We start from the raw sequence: 301 nt of genomic DNA on the forward strand, positions 1-301 counted from the left end.
CGAAAATGAGGGCGACTTTACAGTAGGTGTGCGAGAAGCTCTAGGCGCAGATGGTTTTACTTACATTGTCGATGTAACTAGAGGACAGCTTGGACCTGACAATGTGAATAAGCGCTTAGAACAAACAGCAAAAATAGATGGGAAAAAAGTTTCTGTGCGTCTACCACAAGATCCCGGTCAAGCTGGTAAATCGCAAGCTAGTTCATTTGTGAAGCTTCTTGCGGGTTATAGCGTGATAGCTAAGCCAATTTCAGGTGACAAGCTTACACGGGCACAACCATTTGCGGCCCAAGTTAACGTG

1 protein-coding gene is annotated in these 301 nt (G+C 45.5%); it reads left to right on the forward strand.

The features are described from left to right. Nucleotides 1–301 (forward strand): phage terminase large subunit (terL, locus tag R5R67_RS19695; RefSeq protein WP_318755238.1); only part of this gene is annotated, 301 nt, incomplete at both ends.

Source organism: Acinetobacter sp. OYA S30 (assembly GCF_033599315.1).
Lineage (GTDB): Bacteria > Pseudomonadota > Gammaproteobacteria > Pseudomonadales > Moraxellaceae > Acinetobacter > Acinetobacter baumannii.